General features: G+C 34.0%; 12 protein-coding genes. 6 read left to right on the top strand and 6 right to left on the bottom strand.

Annotation, left to right across the window (positions count from 1 at the left end; translation table 11 throughout):
- Positions 1-31 precede the first annotated feature (31 nt).
- Positions 32-1,108 carry a hypothetical protein gene (locus tag AsAng_RS29805; protein ID WP_264793723.1) on the top strand — a complete coding sequence of 359 codons (1,077 nt, stop codon included), beginning with the start codon at positions 32-34 and terminating at the stop codon, positions 1,106-1,108.
- A gap of 8 nt (positions 1,109-1,116) precedes the next feature.
- Here AsAng_RS29805 and AsAng_RS29800 read toward each other — a convergent pair whose 3' ends face one another.
- On the bottom strand, positions 1,117-1,461 hold the full coding sequence (locus tag AsAng_RS29800; RefSeq protein WP_264793722.1) for a type II toxin-antitoxin system PemK/MazF family toxin: 345 nt from the start codon (positions 1,459-1,461) through the stop codon (positions 1,117-1,119).
- Entirely contained in the window at positions 1,449-1,691 is a 243-nt protein-coding gene (locus AsAng_RS29795) for an AbrB/MazE/SpoVT family DNA-binding domain-containing protein (protein ID WP_264793721.1), read from the bottom strand. The genes AsAng_RS29800 and AsAng_RS29795 overlap by 13 nt, the downstream gene beginning before the upstream one ends.
- Before the next feature lie 6 nt (positions 1,692-1,697).
- Between AsAng_RS29795 and AsAng_RS29790 the strand changes: the two genes are divergently transcribed.
- The gene (locus AsAng_RS29790; protein WP_264793720.1) at positions 1,698-1,853 is read left to right on the top strand and encodes a hypothetical protein; all 156 of its coding nucleotides are present in this window, start codon (positions 1,698-1,700) and stop codon (positions 1,851-1,853) included.
- Between the two features lie 538 nt (positions 1,854-2,391).
- Positions 2,392-2,856: a hypothetical protein gene (locus AsAng_RS29785; RefSeq protein WP_264793719.1), complete on the top strand. Its 465-nt coding sequence runs from the start codon at positions 2,392-2,394 to the stop codon at positions 2,854-2,856.
- On the opposite strand, the gene AsAng_RS29780 is transcribed toward AsAng_RS29785, so the two are convergent.
- Positions 2,853-5,903, bottom strand: a complete 3,051-nt coding sequence (locus AsAng_RS29780; RefSeq protein WP_264793718.1) for a Tn3 family transposase — start codon at positions 5,901-5,903, stop codon at positions 2,853-2,855. The two genes, AsAng_RS29785 and AsAng_RS29780, sit on opposite strands and share 4 nt — an antisense overlap.
- Before the next feature lie 138 nt (positions 5,904-6,041).
- Between AsAng_RS29780 and AsAng_RS29775 the strand changes: the two genes are divergently transcribed.
- The 3 genes from AsAng_RS29775 (at position 6,042) to AsAng_RS30065 (ending at position 9,066) form a co-directional block, all read left to right on the top strand.
- Positions 6,042-6,641 carry a master DNA invertase Mpi family serine-type recombinase gene (locus AsAng_RS29775; RefSeq protein WP_264793717.1) on the top strand — a complete coding sequence of 200 codons (600 nt, stop codon included), beginning with the start codon at positions 6,042-6,044 and terminating at the stop codon, positions 6,639-6,641.
- Between the two features lie 273 nt (positions 6,642-6,914).
- Positions 6,915-8,597, top strand: a complete 1,683-nt coding sequence (locus AsAng_RS29770; protein ID WP_264793716.1) for a transposase — start codon at positions 6,915-6,917, stop codon at positions 8,595-8,597.
- A 274-nt stretch (positions 8,598-8,871) separates the two neighbouring features.
- A complete protein-coding gene (locus AsAng_RS30065; RefSeq protein ID WP_407655358.1) occupies positions 8,872-9,066 on the top strand; it encodes a Tn3 family transposase in 195 nt (64 codons plus the stop codon).
- Between the two features lie 160 nt (positions 9,067-9,226).
- Here AsAng_RS30065 and AsAng_RS29765 read toward each other — a convergent pair whose 3' ends face one another.
- The 3 genes from AsAng_RS29765 to AsAng_RS29755 form a co-directional block, all read right to left on the bottom strand.
- On the bottom strand, positions 9,227-9,649 hold the full coding sequence (locus tag AsAng_RS29765; protein ID WP_264793715.1) for a hypothetical protein: 423 nt from the start codon (positions 9,647-9,649) through the stop codon (positions 9,227-9,229).
- A gap of 632 nt (positions 9,650-10,281) precedes the next feature.
- Positions 10,282-10,779 carry a hypothetical protein gene (locus AsAng_RS29760; protein ID WP_264793714.1) on the bottom strand — a complete coding sequence of 166 codons (498 nt, stop codon included), beginning with the start codon at positions 10,777-10,779 and terminating at the stop codon, positions 10,282-10,284.
- The gene (locus tag AsAng_RS29755) at positions 10,779-18,569 is read right to left on the bottom strand and encodes an RHS repeat-associated core domain-containing protein (protein WP_264793713.1); all 7,791 of its coding nucleotides are present in this window, start codon (positions 18,567-18,569) and stop codon (positions 10,779-10,781) included. The genes AsAng_RS29760 and AsAng_RS29755 overlap by 1 nt, the downstream gene beginning before the upstream one ends.
- Positions 18,570-18,583 lie beyond the last annotated feature (14 nt).

Here is an 18,583-nt window from a genome sequence, read left to right as displayed (position 1 = left end):
AGATAAACAATGAAAAAAATAGCCTCTAATAATGGGAAAAAATCGTGATAACTTTACTCAAAAAACAAAACGTATACTTGCACAACGAGTCGCCTATCGATGTTCTTTTCCTGGGTGTAGGAAAAATACTGTTGGAGCTGGGCATAAAAACCCCGAACATGTTGTACTACTTGGTGATGCTGCTCATATATCAGCGGCAGCAAAGAATGGACCTCGGTACTCTCCGAATATGACAATTGAGGAACGACGGTCTATAAATAATGGCATATGGCTTTGTAAAATACATGCTGCTCTTATTGATAAAGACTATACCCAGTACTCAATTGATACGATAAAACAATGGAAAGTCTTAGCAGAACAAGAGACTCAAGAAGAACTCAAAATCTTTAACAGCCCTATTGTCCAACCCAAAACTCTAGTTGCACTTGGTACTAATATCGTTTTTGAGGGTACATGGGAAACAGTCACGCAAAAAACATGGAGTTTTTTAGTACATAGTTTTGTAAAGGGGGATGAAACAATACTACGAGATTTTATCGCTTTAGATTCTAATACTCCTAATCATTTTATTGTAGTAGAAACACAAGGAGATGGACGAGTCATTGTAGGTGAATGCTCTTTGGTACGAAAAGAAAATCTTTATGAGTTCCAAGCCAATATTGCTTCCAAAACCGAACGTACAACCCCCTATCATTTATCTGGATTACCTGTAAATTTTACACTTAAAAACGGTTCAATTAAACTTGAAAAAGGTGTTGGGTATGTAAAAAAGGTAATGGAAGATGTTTTAGGTACAAAAGTAGGAGAGACATTTTTTAATGCTAATTTTGGCTCTTTTTTGTCTCAATATTTTCAGGATTATGGGACGGACAAGTATTTTTTTGAAAGAATGGTGAAGGTAGAATTAACTCGTCTTTTATCTATTCCATTTTCAGATGGAGTACAAAAAAATCCTAAGCCACTTTTTCATTATATCAATCGAATTTTGAGCATTGAAGTATTGGAACTTAACACAAAAACAAATAAACTACCTATCAAACTAGAACTTGAATGGGGTGATGGAAAACGTTGGAAAGATATTCTCTATATTTACATGGAGAATAGATAAATAGGAGCCTATATCCCCAACAAAACACCAACACGTATCATAACTTGCGCAAGTACATCATTATTTACAGAACCAACAATATCAATTCCTCGAACCATCCAATCTTTTGTATGAATTTGATTCGTCAAAATAACCCCTTTTACAGGATCATTCTCACCCAAAAGTACTTCTGTATTATACCCTTTTGATTTGGTCGTGATCGGACAAACAACCACCAAACCAGTTCGATTATAAACCTGATGACTTAACACAAGCGCAGGTCGTTTTCCAGATTGTTCATGTCCTTTTGTAGGATTGAAGTCGAGCCAAATAATATTGCCTCGTTTGGGAACTTTGGTGTCTATTTCCACCATTTTTCTTCGCCTAAAATAATATCGTCCAATATTAATTCATGACGATTATTCCTCTCTATCCCCTCCATGAGCCAATCTATTGTCATAGCAGGTTTTATTGTTATGCCCCCATTCTGAAAGGTCATTTCCACTTTTTCACCTTCTTGGATACGCATCTTCTGAGCAAGATGTTTTGGTATCCTAATGCCAAGGCTTTGCCCCCATTTGCTGACCGTTCCAAGAGTATTCATGCATATATGATATCTTTTAAATATCATTTTGTCAAAAAAGCGTGGGCAATTTCTCCCGTTTGGGTTTCTATGACCAAATCCTCATTAAAAATCCTCTATGCTTATGGTATGGATTTAGAAGAATTTTTCTCGGAAGGGTTTAGAAAAACACCCGATCAATAAAAAAAAATTGAATCAACCCCTTCAATCTTCTACAATACAAAAGACACCTCATTATTGCGTAAGTGAATCATTTTTGTATATTTCAAGACCCTCAGTTTGGTGCGTGACTTGAAATTACGAGCAAATATCCCACCCTTATACCTCTAATTTAGCAACAGGATGACAACACTGCCTGTTGTAGAGGTAAATCAATGATTTACGCACATAATGGGGTGTCACAGCTGTTGTTGTCCTGTTTTTGAGTATGCAAAATAGCGTTGAGTATTATTCCATCAGGAATAGAGATACAGAATGCGAAAGGATAAAACCTTTCATTTTTTATTCCAGAAGACATAGAAAAAAACAGGTAAATTGATTTAGGGAAAAAATATAAAAAAAATGTAACTTTTTCAAAAAAAGGCATTAAGCATCTAGATGCTTAATAATTTAAAAATCAGCATCTTAAACAAAGTGTTGGCACAAAAATAGAGGCATTAAAAGATACTATCAATTATCAAAGTTCCACAAAGAAATATTTAACCAAAAAAATGAAAATAACATGAGAAGAATTATCAGCTTACGTATGTTTTTGTTAATTACATCATCAATCATACTTTTTTGTTCCTTCAAGACCACATTTGATAACTCACCTTATTTCATCAAATGGGCAAATTCCAATTTGTATTTAGATGGTGTCATTCAAATGAGAGAAACCACTCTGAGCAAATATAACCCAAGCTTCACTGGAGAAAGATGGTTACTACAAGAAAAAAGCCAAGGAAAATATCAGTTCACTACCATGGCGGAGTTTAGAGATGAAAAATATGCAGATTTAGTTATTCTTGATGGAGAATTGCTTCTTTTGTTAAAAGGAGATCAACGAATTCATAAAGCAAGCTCGTTATGGGAAATGACTCAAAGTAACGGTCATACAATGATGGTCATACCTAGCCAAAGGGGAGAATTTGCCCACGAAAATGGAATAAGTGTTTATTTTACAATGCTTTATGGTTTTAATTTTTAATTCAAAAAAAGACTGTAATTTTGGGAATGAAGTAGACTAAAAGAATCGGCTAGTTTTTCATCAGAGAAATCATAAGTTCCTGTAAAATAAACATGTCTCCAAGAATTAACAGTCTTCTGTTTTATTGTTTGAATGAGCTGCTGGACTTGTGTAGCATTTTGAATTTTTTGAATTTTTCGAGTGAGATAAAGGTAATTCCAACAGATAATGGCATTTTTAATAAGGTTCTTACAGGCATTGGCGATTTGCTGCTCGGTTCTAGTTAAGAAAATTAGTTCTCCGCCATTAGCAAAAGCAACGGCATTAGAGAAACGATTACTAGATTCAATGGCATTTCCAAGTTTTCTACTATCCTGTCTCATCTCTAGGTCGTCTGTATACCTTAAAACATGAAGTGTTTTAACGATTCTACCATATTCTTTTATAGCGGCATACAAGGGATGTTGTTTAGAGTAAGAGTTAAAACGACTAAGGACTTGAGATGCAGTACAATATTTTAATTTTAAGGAAGTAATTATTCTCAGTATTTCATTCCAGTTGTTTTCAATTAATTGTTCTTGAATATAGGCTTTAGGAAGTACCAAGTATTCTTTATCCGTATAGGATCGAATGGTATTTTCTTTAAAGGTGTAAATTGTCTGACGTAACATTTTTGCAATATTAGGACAAAAACCAAACCCTAACAAATCTGTCAGTCCAAATATTGCTTCTGTATAGCCATGGGTATCAGTGGTATGAATGGTGGATTTAATAACATCATTATGGAGTAGTCCATCTAGCACAAAAGTAGCTTCTCTAACAGGTGCATCGATAATAACCGAATAAAATGGGATATAACGTTCATCTATAAAGCTGTAGGCAACAATTCCTTTACCTTTTCTAAAGTATTTTCCTGAATAGTGAGCAAAGATAGTATTGCTTGAAACAAGCTTTATCTTCTGTCCATCAGATGAAGTCCTTAATTCACCTTGTCTTTTACGATATAAATCGGCAACAGGCAGTTGATCTATAAATTTTGTAATGGCATCATTAGCTTTATTGATGCTATTAACTGAAAAATACCAGTTTGTTGTATTTTCTAATTGACTAGCTCTGAGTTGAGAGGTCGTTTTTGCCATTGTATGCACACCAATGTTACATCCATAAGCAGTCAAACCAGCATAAAACAGAGATTTATCAGGTCTTTTCTTGGCATACAATGGTTGTGTATGTTGAAAGTGCTGTAAAAAATTACAAGTTGTATCTACTGTTGATAGTACTTCGCTGAGAGGAATCACTGCTTGATCTGGAAATAAAGAATAATCTTGGTCCAGTTTTTCAATCTTAGGAGTTACTACTCTATATTTATTATTTTTGCTTTTCTGAAAGTATTTATTCTGACCAGCTAAGATGTTTGTATTCGTATTTTTGTAATGGAAATGCAGCATCTTCTTATAGTCATTAATTCGACTTTTAACCTCTTTTAGATGCATTAAGTTTGCTTTTTCTAAGAAACTATCGCTGTTATTTTCCCAAAGATCTTTTGGTATAAGATAGTTATTCATATCCTGATATTTATAGGTATATTTTAAGTGTAGACTTCCTCGATCAATAGCATCTGTTATTTTCTGAAACAATAATATTTTATAAAGTGGAGCTTTCAACTTTCCATTTTCACTAGTTAAAGCTTGTTTATCTGCTATTTTTAAAAAGTCAGTTGGAGCTGTTTGAGTGATATTCCCTTTTTTATCTTTGAAGTATTGAATAGCTCGAAGTAGTTTTGGGTCAGAGGTTGTAGTATGGAAAGTTAATTTTTTTAAGATAGGATTGACTCGCTTTTGTAAAGCTTGAGATTGCTGTGCTAGAAAGCTATAGTAATCATCTTGGTTAGATAGTTGCTGCTCTTTAATCTGTTGCAAATCTTCTGGTTGTTCTGTTGTTTGCAGTGTTTTAGGTAGCAACTGTTGTAGCTTTTGTTCTTTTTCTTGAGCAGAAATATTCATCCAAGTAAGCTGTCGAACTTTTTCTAATAGTTCAGTACTATCTTCAGCAATAGTCATAACCCGTTTTAAAGCGGCTCTATGCTCCTTTCGTTGTTGAAAAAGCTTTTCTTTTTCTTGGGCTATTGCTTTGTTAGTTGCTACTTTACAAACAGAAATCAAGGTACGAGCCATCCAATCTTCAAAGACACAACGTTGATAAGCACAGAAAAGAGCTAAATGGAAATAGAGGTCTGTCGATTCTTTACGGAAGATATGGGAAGATTCTGAACGTTGTACAATTTCTCCAAAGTGACGAACAGCATTATCATTGATATTGAGTGCTTGCAGTATAGGCTCAATAGTCTTAAATATACTTTGAATAAGCTCTAGCTTTATAGTGTTTGCTTTAATCTGATTAGGGCTATCTGAAGGATTTAATTTTTGCAAAGTAGTTAAAGTGTATTCTTCCCACCCATTCCTTTCTATTTTAGTCGATAATTGGTCAAGAGCTTGCCTGTGTTCCTCTTTTAGTAAATGACCAAATTTTTGTCTAATCGCTCTATTACGATTACGGATGGATTGGGTTAAAATAATTTGTAAGCTGTAATAACTAGGGCATTCAATCTTTCGCCATTCTAACCAATCCACAATAAACCGTACAATCAAATAAGGAACTTCCCAGGAATAAATTTGCTCCTTAATGACGCTACTTATTAAGCTATTATGAATTTTAGGTTGATAGGCGTTAAAACAAAAATGATCTAGAATAAGTTGTCTATGCCTTGAATAAGTACTTGACTTATAACTTTCTAAATCAAATGCAAAAGGCATTGCCCCATATTGATTACATAGATATTTTATATCCTTGGGGCAAAATTGATCTATAGAATAAAATCGCTTAGTAGCGAGGAAATAACCAAACATTAGCCTAAAACCAACCTTATTGCTGATACTGCTAAAATTATAGACTTTGTTTTTCAGAGAAGCGGGAAGGTTAAAGAAGTGTTTTCGTTGTTCTGCATTAAAAGACGGAACTTGTTCATATTCTGTTCTTTTTTTATCTGAAAGAATCTTTATCAGCGGCATATTCTTAGTTTTTGATAGAGAAAAGGTGCGTTTTTCGTTAGCAAAAAACAAATAACTTTAACATCCTTTATTTTTTATAAAAAAGCGATAAATTAATTGTAAATTATGGTTTTATATAACAGTTGATAAATTAATGCTATGATTTATGCCTATATCCGTGTTAGTTCCAATAAACAGACCATAGAAAATCAACGATTTGAGATTTTAAAATATACTGATGCTAAAAAGGTAACGATAGATCAATGGGTAGAAGAAACCATTAGTAGCCGTCGAAAGCTAGAAGATCGATTACTTGCTACTACGCTAAATCAACTCCAAAAGGATGATATTCTAATTGTCTCTGAATTATCTCGGTTGGGAAGAAATCTGATGGAGGTTATGAGTATTCTTCATATCTGTATGGATAAAGATGTGCAAGTCCATACTATCAAAGAAAACTATGAGCTAGGGAATAATATTAACTCTAAGGTACTTGCCTTTGCATTTTCTTTATCAGCTGAAATAGAACGACAACTTATTTCTCAACGAACCAAAGAAGCACTAGCTCGAAAAAAGAGTGAAGGCAAAAAATTAGGTCGTCCAAAGGGAAGCTTATCAAAACGGACAAAATTAACAGGCAAAGAAGAAGAAATTAAACTCTTGCTGGAGAAAAACATTAGTTACAGTGCTATCGGTAGAATACTTGGTGTAAATCGTTTGACTGTCAAAAATTTTGTAGAAAGCCGTGGACTTCGATAAATGTCATCTCGGCTACTTTTTCTCAATATAGGTCAAAATGTACTAAGGGCTCTAACAAATTACTAGAGAGAGCCTTTTTAAGAAACATATATTCTCGTGGGCAAATTCTCCCCTTTGGCTTTGGTTAACCTCATTTAGAAAACCAATCTATTGCCTTGCAACAACGGATATCTCCATTGATTAAAATTTTACATTTCAACCCTAAAACATCTGCTAATAAAATAATCGAAGCTATTAATTATTTTGTTGAAAAAGACGGCGCAATTACTAAAAATGCACCACTGGAATTTGCAAAAAGAAGCCTTATTTCATGAAACTAGCAATTTTCGAGTTTCTCTGTATAAAATCTTACTATTTGATACGATATTCTATGGTATCAAAAGTGGACAATTAAATCTAAAATATTCGTATCGCTACAAGGCGTACAATGAGTATTTAATTGAAGAGACAAATTGGAAGAACAATCAAGACGTTTTACTACAAAAAGCAGGATTAAGCCATTTAAAAAACTGGAATGGCGTTTCTAATATCCTAAAACCTCGACTTAGTGAACATTTTGTAAGAACTAATCAAGTCATTTTAGAAGGCAAAAACCCACATTTTATATTAAATAAAAATGGCAAATTTCATGTTAAAACACCTAAAATTGAAAAGGAAGAAATAAAAAATGCTTTAGCTATTTTTCCAAATGAAAAAATAATCCCAATCAGTGAAATATTAGCAACTGTCAATCAAATAACTGGCTATTTAGATGCTTTCGAGCATTATCACCCCCATTATAGAAAACAACGACCAGATGAAAATGTTTTTTTTGCTGGAATTATGGCTTATGGTTGCAATTTGGGTGTTGAGACAATGGCAAAAGTAGCACATTCATTGGCTGCTTTAGAACTAGAAAATACAGTTAATTGGTATTTTGATTTAGAGAACATTCAAAAGGCAACTGACAAAATCAACAATTTTATGGATAGTTTAGATTTGGCTAATCAATTCAAAAAACAAAAAGATAAGCTGCTTACTTCTAGTGATGGTCAAAAGATTGAAATGGCTTCAGAGCAAACTATAGATGCTGCTTATTCTTATAAACATACTGGCAAAAGTAAGGGTGTTACTGCCTATTCTTTTATCGACGAGCGATTTATACCATTTTATAGTACAATTATTTCAACTGCTGAACGAGAAGGAATCTATGTAATTGATGGTTTATCGCATAATGAAGTAATTCGTTCTACAACTCACTCAACTGATACACATGGTTATACTGAAGCTGTTTTTGCTTTGAAAGATTTACTCGGTTTTGGTTTTGCTCCTCGAATAGCAAAACTCTACAAACAGAACATTTATGCTTTTGAAAAAAACGAACAATACAGCAATAAAGGATTTCCTATTTTACCAGATGGGTATATCAATATTGAATTGATTGAGGAAAATTGGGACGCTATTCTACGGCTTTTGGTTTCTATCAAATTGAAGTATTGCACGGCTTCACAAATCTTTAAACGACTCAATTCTTATTCTCGTCAACATCCAGTCTATAAAGGATTAAAAGAGTATGGGAAAGTAACAAAAACCATTTTTATCTTGCGTTATATTGATTCGCTAGAATTAAGACAAGCCATTCAAAAACAACTGAATATTATTGAATTGTCTAATCGGCTTTCTTCTGCCATTACTGTTGCCAATGCAGGTGAAATGATATTTTTAAACCATCGAGATCAACTCATTGCTGATGCTTGTAAGAATTTGATCAAAAGTGCAATCACTTGTTGGAATTATTTATACTTGCCTCGGTATATTCAAAAACTCAAGACAGAATCAGAGAAACAAAAATTTATTACAGCATTGAAACAAAGAACTGTGATTACTTGGAGGCATATTTACTTTAATGGTTTATATGATTTTTCAGATGAAAAGCTTGAAGATTCTTTTTCAGTTATTACGCTCTCCAAATTATGATCTTTTTTAAGCGATCATTTTGGGAGCTACTAAATAACTTCCTATGTTTGGTGAGATAAGAGATTTAGCTTTAATCCTATGGGGGATTAACACCGTTTGTTACTTTGAGACCAATGTGACAACTTTTCGCACGTATCCCAATTCTATCCCAATATGGGAGATGGCTCTTAAAGCCGTATTCCTTCAACAAAAAAGCCCCTTTTTTATGGGGGTCTTTCATTGAAAAAATACTATTTTTTTAATTTTGACACAGTTTAGTGAACCTTTCCCAGTTATGCTTCACAACGTTGCAGATCTAACAACCGCTCTTAATCAACTTACTAGAGAAAAAGAAACCGTCACTCCAGAGTTTGTCAGACACCTTAGTCCTTATGTCACCAAGCATATTAAACGATTTGGATTATATGTACTTGATTTAGATGATTTACCAAAACCTATAGAGTCTAAAAAATTCAACGTCGTATGCTAAAAAAAATAGATATGACTTTTACACGTATCCCGATTGTTCCTCTAGAAGGATGCTACGCAGAGGCTATAACGCATGAGAACCGAATAGTAAAGCCTAATATTGTGACAGAATGAAGACTAGTGATTGGTAGCTTTTCAACTACTGGCGCAAGACTAGAACGCTACTCTCTCGGTGGAATACCTTGTTCCATATAATTTGTAAAAATAGTATCAACTTTTTCAACTAATTTATTTCTCAATAAAAAATTACATGGTCCAAACAAAATAGGGTATGGTAGCCATTTACTTTTTAGATATTTTTCAAATTCAATAGGCAAATCTATTCCATGATTCTCATAATAATAGACAATACCTGTTTTCCAAATCCATTTACCATCAGTAGACCATCCATCAAGTCTAAAATAAGTTCCATCTAAAATAGATTTGCCTGTGGTATATACAATTACAGGGCTATGCATTAGATAAAAACGTATCTTCCATGGCATTTTTCTTTTCAAAGCATTTTTATTTGATAAAAAATCATAAATAGAAGGTGTATTAGGGTATCCCTCTTCTTTATAAAATCCTGCATATTTTAGCTTCATTATTTCTAACTTTTACTTATTTTTTTTACCAAAAGACTTAAATCCTTCCATGTGTACTTTCCCAATAGGACTACCTCCTACCAATATTCCCCCAGGTTTTGCCCAAACTCTATCTAATGCACCATGTACTGTAACATTAAAAATTCTACGCAGATTATCTCCTGTTGATGGCTTCCCTATAGCTGGATAACCTCCAAAACATGTTATTAATCGAATTTGTTGTTTTCCATCCCATCCACTATTTTTAGCTAATAAATGGGCAAGTACATTACTTCCTTTTTTAGCTTTCTTCTTTTTTCCTTTATCACCATCACCAAGTCCACTAGCTTTAAGACCAAGCCAGTTTATTAAAGCGATAGGAGAATTTGCTGCAAAAGCATAAGGAGTTTCTCAAGGGGTTGTTGCTGTAAGCGGATCAATAGAAAGAAAATGACCCAATCTCGCATCCTGCGTTCTAAATTCAAAAGCAACGCTTTGTCCGCCCATCCATTCTTGGTCTTGAATCTGCCCATTAAAGCCATAAATATAAGCAAGAAAACCGCCATGAAACCGAATATGTAAGCCTAGTATTGTGACAGAATGAAGACTAGTGATTAGTAGCTTTTTTAAGCTACTGGCGCAATACTAGAACGCTACTCTCTCGGTGGAATACCTTTACCCCATTCAAGAATATTTTTCTTTTCTGTTTCACTTAACAAGCCTTTTTCATACAATGAGAACTGCTTATTGAAGTCAAAAACACTTTCTTCATTGTACATTTTAATTCCTGTTTCATAAACACGTTTATCATTTTTATAAATAAAAAACGTTCCTTCTCCTATAGGAAGCCAAAATCTTGGATGTTTTTCCTTTATTGCTAAATTTGTAGAATAAAAAAAAATCCACAAATGAGAAGTTTCATAAGTTTCGCCCTCTATTAATTCTCTATTCATACTTATAATTTCAAAAGAGGTTGGCACAACATATTCTTCGGGATAAAGAAGATGAGAGTTTTTTTTAAATAATAAAAAAACTCTTATTGCCATTCTTTTAAGAAAATTATACTCACTCTTTTTAGCGTAAAGAGGTAAGTTTTTGTCTTTTAATAACAAAAAAGATTTTGCTATATTAGTTGCTTCTGATTCATCCATTACCAATGAACATTTCTTGTGCCTAAAAATTGATATTTAGTTAAATTTGTTTGCCTTGCCTTCTTTGCCCATTTGGTAGGATTCATTCCAGCAGGAAAACCTTTAAAATCCTGAATTTCTAGAATTCTCAATTGACCATAACGAAGTTGCCCTAACGCAACATGACCAGGAACAAATACAGCAAACATATCATTATGGTTATATTTTTTTAGTAAACTATTTTCAGTATCAGACATCAATTCCCATGTTTTTGTCATTCTTCCTTTATTTGGATATAATCCTCTATAATGGAAATCAAGTAATTCCATATTAAAACCAGGAGTATTATCTGCAACTCTACCCCAACCTCGATTATTAATAAGCATATCTGCCCCTAGATCTGTACACAACCAGCAGTTAGTCCATCCTCGCTTTATATAACTATCTACTCCTTCTGGATGGTTAATATGTACAAGTAAACTTTGAGTATTTTCCCAATAACCAAACACTTCATCAGACTGTCTACCAATAACATCAGACATTGCATGCAGTGCTGGTGCTGTTAATGTACTCCTAAGAGCTCTACCATATTTAGAAAGAACTCCTCCTACTACAGGTATTATTCCTATGCCATGCAATGAAGCTTCAAAATAGTTCCCGTTATAAAGCTCTATTCCCATATTAGCAACATCGACTATTGGAACTATTTCTCCTAAAGCGATGTCACCAATAAGCGATCCCGTTTCTAGTATTGGAAGGGCGTCTTTGCCTATATCCATTGAAGGACGAGAAATTGTTTCTGTTACTCTTATACTTCCAGTAGAGCTAGGTCTTAATGGCTTTGCACCATCCAATATTAATGGATCAACTGCTATTTTTTGATTGGCAACTACTTCTGCCATTCCATCTCCACTAGCCAAAATAGGTTTTCCATTACTATCAAGTATTGGCTGACCATCATCTCCTTTTATTGATTCTCCTTGTTTAGGAGGATCTCCTGGTCCGCCTGCTTTTAAACCCAACCAATCTATTAAAGCAACAGGCGAGTTAGCCGCAAAAGCATAAGGCGTTTCCCAAGGCGTAGTAGCTGTGAGTGGATCAGTAGAAAGAAAACGTCCAAGTCGTGCGTCCTGCGTTCTAAACTCAAAAGCAACGGACTGCCCGCCCATCCATTCAGAGTCTGTAATCTGCCCATTAAAGCCAAAGGAGTAATTCTCAACATTCAGCTTTCTGTTTGGCATTTGCCAACCAAAGGGATAATAGTCACTTGCTGTTGTTACTATACTCTCATAGTAATCTGCTTTGGTTGAGATCATGCTAATGACTTTTCCAAGTTTCTTATCACTGAACGTTACCAACACATTCCCCAAATGGTTACTACTTTCATAGAACTTGTCTCCACGAGTAGATTCATCAACCCACGTCATACCTGCTAAGATAACTAATCTTTCAGACATCTCTTTAGGTTCTTCCTCTATTTCTAAATAACTATCCCAATCTGTATCAAATTTCCGTACTCCTAAACGAGCAGCTCCATACAAAACGGTCTCTTTTAGTTTCTTTGCATAAACAGACGAATTAGCTGGGAATGATTCTGGTGTTTCCCCTATATTAGTACGTTGTTCATCAACCATCTCATAAGTCGCCATAATATTACCACCAGCATCTCGAATATAAACGGTCGTAATTCGATCATCATTTACAATAGATGTTTTGGTTAAACGGCTACCACTAGCATCATAAGTGAACTCTAAAGGTGTTTTTCCAGTACTTGGATCATAAGATACTCGATCAATTTTATTCATTAAATTCCACTCAATTCCACCTGCTAGAATATTCTGTGAAGCATCAGATGTTAAATTCCCTACAGGATCATATTGATAAGTGTTTACTCCTTGATCTTCAATATCCCCAACCGTAACGGCAGCTACTCCATCATCAACATGTGTCAATTGATTGAATAATCGTCCTGTACGATTGGGATTGGTTGTATTAGGGACTGTAATTGTTGCATAATTATAATGCAATTCGTCGATTAATACCCCCTTATTATAACGAACTAAATCTTGAATATTACCATTTTTATCATAGGTGTATTCTGTGTCAAACTTTTCATTAGAAGCATCCTTGACCCAAGCAGAACTAGTAGTATTATAGTGATAGGATCGTCCCTGTTTGATACGATGCAATGCATCATATTGGTATACCATCGCATTGGTAGCACTATTGGTTTGAGTTGCTAGTTCAGGTATATGGGTAATCATAAAGGCTATATTTCCATTAAATAAACCTTTTGTATTAGCACCCGTTGCAGCAGCAGTACGCAAATCATTATCAAAAATACTAGTTGCATTATGCTCCATCCTTCCTAAAATAGCGCCACCAATAGCTTTATAATCCGCTCTATGATAGCCTAAATAATAAGCATACTCGTCTTTACCAAACCATTTATTTTTGTTAATTGAGGGATAAGTAGTTTGATAATCTCCATCCTTTCCTAAATCCGTTTCTTTAGTACTATTGTTAACTCCTTTTATCCATCCCTGAAGATTGTAATAATAATCCATCCCTTGAACTTTATCCTCTCCAACTTCTACCCTAGCTAATGGACCATGAGCATAGTAAAAATAACGGGCATCTGTATCCCATAAATAACCATTTTTACTTGTTAATGCTTTTATCAAACGATTATCAGCGTCATATTTATATTGATGAAAAAACTGATCTTTTGCTCCTTTTTGAAAGGCAACTTGATTGACATTTCCTGTTATTAAATCATAGTCATATTCTATTTCTGTTACACCAAATTGTTTAATTTGATGTTGTATCTTTTTTACATTACCATGGATATCATAATCATAATAAGTAGCAATCTGTTCATTATAAGACCTTGACACCCTACTTCGTAAATTATTTTGATTTAGGCTTCCATGATTTGAAGCATTATCATATTCTGTAAATGTTTGTTCGCTTAATTGATATACATTTGCTTGAGGAAAATTAATATTATTTAGCTCTTCTAGATCTACAGCATAATTTTCTAATCGCCCTACTTCAGTAATTCTTCCCTGTTTATCAAATTTAGAGTAAGCGTAATCTCCACCTTGACCATAGGTGTTGGCAACATTCGCAGTAGGTGCTTGTTTTGCATTTTGTGACAAACGCAAGCGTTGAGCATAATCATAGTAAAATTTCGTCAAACCTCCATCGGGAGAATTTTGAGAGGTGACCTGTCCCAAAGTATTGTAAGTATATGTTGTAAACAAATCATAATTATGATTTGGATGGACATTGGGTTGGATTTCTCCTGTTGTTAGGTCAAAATGAGCAGGATCATCCATATTTAACGGGAATACCGCCGCTGGAGGTAATGTTTGTACTAAATTACCTGCTTCATCATAATAATAAAGTGTATAATGTTGTTCTGTAGAAGAATAAGATACGGTAAATCGTTCTTGTACGGGTAAACAAGTTGCATTATTCAAGATTTGATTAACAACACTATTCAAATAATTTTGATAAGCGATTTGTGCTTCTTGAGTTAACTCCCAAACCTGTGCAGAATCACATTGTTCTTGTGCTAAGGTAGAATTAACACTTACAGTATTTACAATCGGCACCCAAGTACTATCCCCAATAATTTCCCAAGAAGGGGTACAAGGAACAGTATTTACTCGAACGAATGCTGTAATTGTTTTTGTTCCTGTGCCGCTACAAGCTGTTGCATTTAGACTTGGATTATTGTTTGGGTAACTACAACTTTGATCTGTGATTACTAGATTAACGGTATTTGTTAGACAATCGTAATTTCCAATAGAAATAATTTCTAAAGGGTTAACAGGCTCTCTACTTCCTGAGGCAAGAAATTCAATTCCTAATTCATCTCCACAAGGATCATCAAAACTTTCTTTTGCTATAAATTGAATGAATCTATCGTATCCAATCCAGTTTCCTGCATTATCATATATAGCCGTGTTATTCACATCTACTACTGATAGGGTATTTTGGAAATAAGGAATATCATTATTAGCTTCTGTAACAATTGTTCCCACAGCTTGGCTACCATGTTGTTCTTTGGAAGGTATGCCTATTAAGTCCGCTGCAAGTTGAGTTGGAAGAGAAGGAACATTGATATGGTTAAAATGACGACTACTGGGTTGTGAGCCTCCTGTCTGACTAAATACTAATGGAAATAAATGATCATTCATTGTTACAAAAAGATCATTTAATAGAGAGCATTTAGGGTTTTGCACTGGGAGATTTGCATATACGTTGTTGTACGTAATATTGAGTTGATAAACGGTATTATGATTGACTGAAATATTCGTTAATAAACTAGCTCCTCCTCCAGTCCCACATAAATTATGATTGTTTTGTAGATAATCTAACAAGGCAATAACTCCTATATTAGGAGTTGAGAATGGTGGTTTTGTTAAATCTTCGGCAATTAAGTGCCCTAGTGGATTTGCCAAATATGGATTGCCAGTAGGAATTGTTGGCGCTGTTGTTGTTCCACAACCAGCTATACAATAATTAATTAATTGAGAACGAATATTATCATAAATAACCTTTATTGGGGAATTAGGACTAGCTGCTGCTGCTGCTAACCCTGGGCACATTTGATCAATCCAACCATCAGCTCTTGCTTCACAAAGTTGATTACACATAGAAGAAGAATTGGCTGTATCATTTCCTAATATATTAGAATTAACGAGGGCTGCCAAATCATCAATTGTATTAATACCGCTTAAAACACCAACTGTTGTTCCATTTAAATCTACTAATCGTTCTCCTGTAATTTCTTGGCAATTTAAGTCAGGGAAAACATAATTCCCAGGTAAGTCTAAATCACACTGTTCATCATAAAGTAATTGTTGTTTATTACTTGCATAAATACCTCTAAACATATCCCAATGTTCTGATTCTGTAGTAGGTGCTGCGGTAGATAAAGGTCCTCCACTTTCTAAAAAACAAATAATATCACTACAACTACAATTACAAGGTTGAGTGATTAAAGCACATTGATTCGTGCAGTAATTAGAAAATATAGTAGTTAATGGATTAGGGCTTGTGGTTAAACTACTGATAAAAGGATCTTGACTAATTAGAGCAGTAATGATAGCTCGTTTATCTGTATCTGTGGTTGGATTCGATACATTTAAACCTAAAGCCGTACCTGCTTCATGCCAAGTTTGATAACTGGCTAAGTCATAATCAAAATACTTACTATCCGATACAATTGGGTCATTAATACAAGCCTGATAACGACAATATTCTGGATGCAAAACTACTAAATCATCTATCCAACTAGATTGCCATGTATTATCATCTTCTATTAACCCTACAGCTGTTGCATCATCTGTAATAGTTGTGTTAGTTGAATAATCAAATATATCAGGAATACTCCAATTAATATCATTCAATGCTTGAGTATAAAAACCGCCTTCATATAAACATCCACCAGGAGATAATTGTAATTTCATTTCTCCTAGCATTGCTTCACAATCTTTTTTACCAATGATATTAAGCAAAGCATCTAATTCCATTAATTCTTCACAAGAAAGGGTGTCAGCCATGCAAGTATCTATCATTGTTTGAAGGAGAAGTAAATCCGTTGTATCTGTTAAATCTAAATCAGGATTTTCTTGTAAAATCATCCGTTGGCATAACTCACGACGCATTGCATTGCTACAATCCGTGCATTCTGTTGAATCAAAATTAGCTTGTATATAATTGTTAATAAATGTTGTTTGATCAATCACTGAACTGTTAGTAATTAATTGATTCAATATATCATTTGAGCTAGGTCGTATTGCCGTTAATTTCTTATATACTGTATAAGTTCCAACTTTAGGTAATACTGTTCTAAACTCTATTTCGGAGGCATTAGGAACATAATTAGTCCCAATACAAGCGGCTTGGGGATCACTAGAATAAGATGCGGTTAGTACTCCTGACGAAATAATAGCATTAGGATTTGCAACCAATAAACTACAAGGTATAATATTCCCATCCTCATCTTCTATTTTTACTTCTAACTCATAACTACACCCCAAACAAAAGCCTAAAGTATTATTGGTTACATTAACTGCTTGCTCTAAATCATAAACAAAATCATAATTAACGTTTACTCCCTCACAAAATAAGGTATGTGAAATATTACTAACTTCGTTTGTTCCGATTGTGGAATAGCTATTGCTGCCCATTAATGTTTCTGTTCGTTGTTTAACGGTTCCATCCAAGGCATGAACATTATTGGGCGTATTTCCAGCCAACGCAGTAGCAATCGTTTGCCCTGCTTGATCTACAAAACTTACAGCTAGTTGACCATTCGCATCTTTAGCATAGTTTTTTCTATAGTACTTACCTTCACCAACATTCTTTCCAAATAAACTTTGTAGTTCTGTAGTTGTTGGTGTTATATAATAGTATTCACTTTCTCGCCCTTCTTCTAACTGATAAAATTTTCCAACACCAGATTGTTTTCTTACATAAGCCCTCCCATCATTTTTATATTTGACTTGAGCAACGGGAAAACCTTCTGCATCTGGAATATAATTTTGATGGATATGATCATTAAATGGATTGGCATTAGAGTAATATTGGCTTGCAATATGATGACTAGGCAAAGCTGGAATACTACTTGCTATAGATGTATTGTGCTTATCAAAATTTAGACGAGAATAATTTACTCCACCTGTTGTAATTAAATGATTAGAATGCCCTGCTCCAAATTGAAGATTAGGTCCTGTTATATCATTATTTTTAACAGGTACTGGCATAATTGCGAAACTAGATCTGTTCTCTACATCATACACAGATTCTGCAACAATAGTAATATCCTCACTGCTTAAATTTGTTAACGATTGTCTTCCTTTCAAACCATTATCAAAATAACTAATAGATTGTTTATGTTTACCATCCTCTGCATAAACTCTAGAAAAAGACCAGTTCTTTGTATTTTCAAATCCTGTTGTAATTGAAACAAATTGTCTTTCAGACCATTTGCCTCGCTTTTCAATCGAATTATCTACTCCATTTTGAACAAAACGACCAACGGGTCTTACTCTAAAATAAACAACACCAGCAGGATAAATCATATCTAATTGATAATGATTGTCTGCTGTTTGTACTCGTATTGCTTCCTCAAATAATATTTTATCCTCAGCAGGAATTGTTTTTGTATTCTTAATATCCCAATACATCCATTCCAATTCATAGTATTCAGCGCCCTCCATGTACGGCCAAAATGCTTCTGTTTGAGCTTTACTATTTGGAGTTCCAGACAAAGAAAGGGCAATTGGTAATGTAGCATCTAAATAATCATAACGCTCTGCATTTAATGTCAGTTCTAAACGAATATCATCAGGAACAGTAGATGTTCCACTTGTAACAATATTTGTGATAAGTAGTTTAATATTTCCAGATACCTGTTCATGAATTTTGGCACTTTCATATACTCCCTCATTATCTCTATGCGAGATTTTAACCGTACCAGTTCCAATAGAGGTATTGTTATCTAAATTAACTAATTCATAAGTTAATTCATAGCCCCAAACTTGTCCTGCTATATCGGTTTTGTCTTCTCTACCATAAACAAGAGAGATAATAGCATTATGTTGATCTACATAGGTAGTTCCTCGATTAGTATCATTACTAATATAATTAGGATTCGTAACAACTAATTGGCTAGAGATTGATATTAAATTTTTTTCTTTAGTTACAATATAATCTACTTCATGAGCAAAAGTAGAGTTCATCCCAAAAAGAATAAAACAGAATAAACTTCCAATTATATTTAATGCTTTCATAAGCTAGAATTCTA

It is taken from the genome of Aureispira anguillae (assembly GCF_026000115.1).
Lineage (GTDB): Bacteria > Bacteroidota > Bacteroidia > Chitinophagales > Saprospiraceae > Aureispira > Aureispira anguillae.
The sequence above is the reverse complement of the archived record's forward strand: the minus strand, read 5'-3'. Positions and strand labels throughout refer to the sequence as shown.